The 4,890-nt window shown below is 37.7% G+C and carries 7 protein-coding genes; 4 read left to right on the top strand and 3 right to left on the bottom strand.

What is annotated here, in order from left to right; all coding sequences use genetic code 11:
* Positions 1 to 224: 224 nt before the first annotated feature.
* From CDZ78_RS16565 to CDZ78_RS21385, 4 genes are all read left to right on the top strand, one after another.
* The gene (locus CDZ78_RS16565; protein WP_087870982.1) at positions 225 to 878 is read left to right on the top strand and encodes an AAA family ATPase; all 654 of its coding nucleotides are present in this window, start codon (positions 225 to 227) and stop codon (positions 876 to 878) included.
* Positions 875 to 1,210 (top strand): hypothetical protein, encoded by a 336-nt coding sequence (locus CDZ78_RS16560; protein WP_087870981.1) that lies wholly within the window; start codon positions 875 to 877, stop codon positions 1,208 to 1,210. Before CDZ78_RS16565 ends, CDZ78_RS16560 begins: the two co-directional genes overlap by 4 nt.
* 90 nt (positions 1,211 to 1,300) lie before the next feature.
* Positions 1,301 to 1,930: a hypothetical protein gene (locus tag CDZ78_RS16555; protein ID WP_087870980.1), complete on the top strand. Its 630-nt coding sequence runs from the start codon at positions 1,301 to 1,303 to the stop codon at positions 1,928 to 1,930.
* Positions 1,931 to 2,557: 627 nt separating this feature from the next.
* Positions 2,558 to 2,776 carry a hypothetical protein gene (locus CDZ78_RS21385; RefSeq protein ID WP_140414140.1) on the top strand — a complete coding sequence of 73 codons (219 nt, stop codon included), beginning with the start codon at positions 2,558 to 2,560 and terminating at the stop codon, positions 2,774 to 2,776.
* A 211-nt stretch (positions 2,777 to 2,987) separates the two neighbouring features.
* Here CDZ78_RS21385 and CDZ78_RS16550 read toward each other — a convergent pair whose 3' ends face one another.
* From CDZ78_RS16550 to CDZ78_RS22250, 3 genes are all read right to left on the bottom strand, one after another.
* Positions 2,988 to 3,224, bottom strand: coding sequence for a hypothetical protein (locus tag CDZ78_RS16550; RefSeq protein ID WP_087870979.1), 237 nt, complete (start codon positions 3,222 to 3,224; stop codon positions 2,988 to 2,990).
* Between the two features lie 343 nt (positions 3,225 to 3,567).
* Entirely contained in the window at positions 3,568 to 4,266 is a 699-nt protein-coding gene (locus CDZ78_RS16545) for a metallophosphoesterase family protein (protein ID WP_167374364.1), read from the bottom strand.
* On the bottom strand, positions 4,229 to 4,890 hold a 662-nt coding region (locus CDZ78_RS22250), incomplete at its 5' end, for a hypothetical protein (RefSeq protein ID WP_167374363.1). The genes CDZ78_RS16545 and CDZ78_RS22250, both read right to left, overlap by 38 nt.

Below are 4,890 nucleotides of genomic sequence, written 5' to 3'. Positions count from 1 at the left end.
TGCGCCTTCTGGAGACTATCATCCCGTCCGGGGCTGACAGCGTATGAAGTAGTAGTAATATTACTATTACTATTACTACAAACTACTACAAAAAGATAGGATTATTTACCTAGTACGATATTTATATTTTTTAATATCATAATATGAATATATTTAACTATTGTAGTATTTTTGTTTTCCTGTATTATTGTTTCACACGGTTATAAAATAATGAGGTTATTATTATGGATGTTTGGTTTTTAGTTTGTTCTAAAGGGGGGGTTGGTAAGTCTACAATTTCCACCAATATGGCGGTATGCGCCGCGAGAGCTGGAAAAAAGGTTTTGCTTGTCGATCTGGACGAGAAACAGAAATCTGCCGCGAACTGGTGGCAAAGACGGGAAACCGAGGACGATATAAAAGCGGTTATTGTTCCTCATGATATAGAAAAGGTTAAGGAAATTTACGGGTTTGCACAAAAACAGGGTTATGATTTAGTGATTTTCGATACTAAAGGCGCAAGCGATACCCTGCATAATGTGATTATTGGATTTGCAACACTTTGTATTGTCCCTGTTCAACCGTCTGTTTTTGATCTTGAGGCAATACCAAGCACCGCTAATATGATTAAAAGCCTTGATAAGCCTTTTACTATTCTTATTTCACGCTGTCCGCCAGTAGGAAATGAATTTGAAAAGTTGCGCTTAGGGCTTACTGCTCATGGGCTTGTTTGTCCTTATTCAACCGTAGAACGCAAGGTATACCGCCACGCCGCCGCGCTTGGGCTTGGGGTTGGTGAATATGACGAAAAGGACAAAGCCGCCGAGGAAGTAAAAAATATTTATGATTGGCTGGTAAAAACAGAAGAAAAACAAAATAGTTTAAAGGTGGCATCATGAGCAAAACATCAAAGAAAAATGCAAGTATGGACGCTTTGCTTCATGCAGCAGCAGAAGAAACAAAAACAGAAACGGAACAGCCCGAAGAAAGCACCGTAATAGAACCAGTAAAGAGAAGGAAGGGCAGACCAAAAAAAGCGGAAGGCAACCGCCAACAATTACCGACATATTTACCAGAGCCGCTTTATTTTGAAATGCTGGACTATGTGAACCTGAAAAAACGCAGTGATAGGCAATATTCATTAAATGATTTAGTGCTTGAAGGGCTGGACTTGTGGCTTGCCTCTATCGGAAAGCCGAGCATTGAAGAGCTTATAAAAGAAAACAAATAATGATTTTTTAATATCAAAAAATCATTATTCTATAATATTTTTATAGCAAGGTAATGAACCGTAAACGAACCACTCAAAGAAGGCCATAACATGATTGAATTTTCAAAGGCATGTGTTAAGCAGCTTGATATAAAAGACGCTGTACTTATGCCTTATTATGATAGTAGCGACCCGCGATATTTTGATAAAGGGAAAAAGTTTGACAAGGGGAAAAATAAAATGGCAGACACCAAGAAGAAACCCGCTAAGAAGAAAGCCGTAAAAAAGGTAATAAAAAAACCGCCAAGTCTACCAATTAAAAGCGTTCAGCATGATTTGTTTAGGGAGTTTTTAAGTAATGATCCCGAAGAAGTTTCTAACACGGTGGAGCTATGGGAGCGTATTCCTAAATATTTTTTATCGCCAGAGGAACAAAAAAAGCTAAGAGGTTCTAATGGTCTGGCTCAACCTTATGTCTATAGTTATGTACTAAGGGATAAGAACGGCGCACCTTTACCATTTAAAGTAAAAATACAGCCCGCTTTAATTGAGCAACCAGACGGAAATCACATAGCTTTTTTCCCTACCAGTGCGGAGGAGATTATAGAGGAGGTTCTAAAAAAGATTTTTACCGAACAAAACCTAGGCATACATGATGTTAGAAACGCAGAAAGTTGGGTTAGGTTTAGTTATGGGATGATAAACAAAGAACTTAGAAAACTGAAGTTTCCCAATTATTGAGTAGCTGAAATACACAATGCTGGTGTATCGAGGTTTATTTTAGGTGGTTTTGCCATGTTTATAGCAAACCCCTACTTAATTCCCCTTAGGCAATAGCATTTGAAACGAATGAAAAGACTATTTTTTTCATATAGTTGTAGCATAGTTTCAATTTTACCATAAATAATTATTGGGAAACTTCAGTATATAATTATGAGATAGAAAAATCAAAAGAGGGTAATAAAATAACGGACATTAAATATGTACTAAGCCCTACACAGGAATTTTGTAGTGAGCAAAAAGCATCTAATGCAAGAGCTAATATAATTGAAGATAAAGCTAAATTAGAAGGGCTTGGAATTGTGGATAAATCAAAAACAAGGTAGGCAGTCCACGGGGCAGTAAATGCAATAAAGTAGGCAGTCCACGGGGCAGTAAGTAGGCAGTCCACGGGGCAGTAAAAAAAATATTTTTAATCTAATATATTGAAAAATAAAGATATTTTTACTTGTCAAAATTCCCTAGTCTTTTCTTTATTTAGCCTTTTATATTTAGTCTTGTATTTTCAACTTGTGGATAACTTCAACCCTTATTAATTTTTTTCCTCTATCATCGTTCCTAAAATATCCAAAAAAGAAAGCCGAGCACATGAAGCAAATGGATTTAATCGACTGGCTGGACGAAAAGCGGGTTATCAGACAATTACCGCCGACCCAATCGACACAGCACCGCCTTTTCATCATCAAGCAGTTAAAAAGCCCATCATGCGAGAACTTGAAGCCTTGGAGCTGTCAGCCCTCACAATTTCCGAAGCAATGGCACATTATCAAAATATCTACCAAGAAAAAGCACAGCAAGCGATTTTAAGAGCGTTTCAATAGGCTTAATGGCTTCTTGTGTATGTTTCAATAAAAACGGACCAGCGGACAACCTCAAGCGATTACGGGCTATATTTTAGGCTTTCAAAAGGGAAAAAGATCAAGAGCCAGAGCCAGTTAATTAGGCCGATAATGGAACTTTCGTTTTATCTTCAAAAAAACAAAATAAATTCTTTAGACCTTAATTTTTTCTTTTCTAATCAGGTGAATTTTTGTCTGGCTGCAAGAATGATATTTTTATGAAAGCGCATGTTTTCGGTTTCCCCCTGTTCCCGTAAATAAGCCGCTTTTTCTTCAATATTCAGTTTTTGAACATGCAAAGCCATACCTACCGCTAAAATTTCCGCTTGATAGCGTGGAATACCCCCGCGCATAAGTTTAAATACCCAAAAATCATTATGCAGGGCGGGGCGAGTGTCTTTTAGGAAGCTTGGCATTTTTAAATTTTGGTTTTCGGGGAGTCCCTACTTTTGCGAAAGCTCATTTTGGGCGTCCAAGCCCAAGTTCGCGGCAAAAGCTTAACGGGACTGATTAAAATCTGCGATGCCCTGATTCGCCCTGCGTCCACTTATAAAAACCCTAGAGGGGTTTTTATTTAGTTACCTCAAATGGCTTGACGCGATGTCGGAATGCCTTGTATTTTCTCTACGCAAAAAGACGCTTCGAGAAAACACCCGGCCCTATCGCTATCACGGACTAAAAATCTTCACTTCGCTTAAGCTCCGTTTCCAGGATTTTGAATAAGGATTGTTGAAAAATCTGTCTTGACTCTTTGGGGTGCTATACCCCAGTATCAATACCAATACGATTTGCTAATACCGACGGCTCATTAGTCACCGAATGCCCATGAATAATCATTTTTTCATATCGATATTTAGAATTTAAAAACTCAGCCCTAATCCACATCATATCTAATTCACTCTGACGATCTAGTGCAACTTTAGGCTTAACACCTGCATGCACAAAAAAGTAATCACCTAACTCATAGGAATATAATAGTTGACTATAAAAAGACAAATGTGATGCAGGAATTTTATCAGCAAGATCATGCTGTAACTGATTTAGCTTTTCGCCAAAAGGGATACCTGCTACCGAAACCCCATAACTCAAAACCGTCGCCAGTCCGCCAAAATTAAACCACTCAGTAGCAATGCCAGAATCAATATTGAGAAAATCCTGCAAAACCTGCTCATGATTGCCGCGCAAATAAATAGACTCAAAGCCTTCCAAAGGCTTATTTAAAAGCAGGTCCACGACTTCTTTAGAATGCAAGCCCCGGTCAATATAGTCCCCTAAATAGATAAGGATTTTCTCACCCGAATAACCGGTCGAATCTAAAATAATTTTATCGTGAATGCTTTCTAGCAGATCATCTCGGCCATGAATATCACCTATGCAATAAACACGAGTGTGCTCAGGAATTAAAAATGTACTAGGGGCCTTATTTTGACCTGTTATTTTTCTGAATAGTTTTCTCAAGGAGTTGATTAAATATTTGTAGATCTTCTGGAGTTAAAGCATCATAAACAAAGGGTTTTAGATCTTCTGGAGCATAAAAAACCGTATTAACCAATGCTTGTTTTTTTAACAACCATGCCAAGCGAATTTGATCTTTAACCAGGCTAATTAGCTCCTCATCAAAAGAATCAATATAACGTGATGAAAAGGAAAGCCTTAATAGCAACAAGTTCGGTTCTATTCGACCTGTATAGATAGAAAATTTTAGTAATTGAGCTACATCTAAATCTTTCTCATCAAAAATAAAACGATTTACTGCTAAACGATACCAGACATACGGCTCTACAACTGATAATGATAATGATAAACACAATTGGTTCGCCCTATCAGCAACAGCATTCATTGCAAGATATTCATCTTCCTCATATTGGCCAGAGTAAATTAGCGTTTGCAAAAAATGTCCTATTTGTAACCAAGTGTCACTATTATCGACCCAGCCCAAAGCTTCTTCATCTTTAGCAACAGCCCTAAGCATTAACTCATTGGCCGGCACCTCAGAATATAGAAGCGTTTCATGAACTGCATTAGGATAAATAATTTTTATTCCAGCAATTAATCGCGGAAAAGAAAAAACAACAAGAAATA

Source organism: Bathymodiolus platifrons methanotrophic gill symbiont (genome assembly GCF_002189065.1).
Classification (GTDB): domain Bacteria; phylum Pseudomonadota; class Gammaproteobacteria; order Methylococcales; family Methylomonadaceae; genus Methyloprofundus.
Note: the sequence above shows the minus strand (reverse complement) of the source record. Positions and strands in the feature narration are given on the sequence as shown.

Coding starts and splice junctions, on each gene's coding strand:
- CDZ78_RS16565 (WP_087870982.1), top strand. CDS start 225: ATGGATGTTTGGTTTTTAGTTTGTTCTAAAGGGGGGGTTGGTAAGTCT.
- CDZ78_RS16560 (WP_087870981.1), top strand. CDS start 875: ATGAGCAAAACATCAAAGAAAAATGCAAGTATGGACGCTTTGCTTCAT.
- CDZ78_RS16555 (WP_087870980.1), top strand. CDS start 1,301: ATGATTGAATTTTCAAAGGCATGTGTTAAGCAGCTTGATATAAAAGAC.
- CDZ78_RS21385 (WP_140414140.1), top strand. CDS start 2,558: ATGAAGCAAATGGATTTAATCGACTGGCTGGACGAAAAGCGGGTTATC.
- CDZ78_RS16550 (WP_087870979.1), bottom strand. CDS start 3,224: ATGCCAAGCTTCCTAAAAGACACTCGCCCCGCCCTGCATAATGATTTT.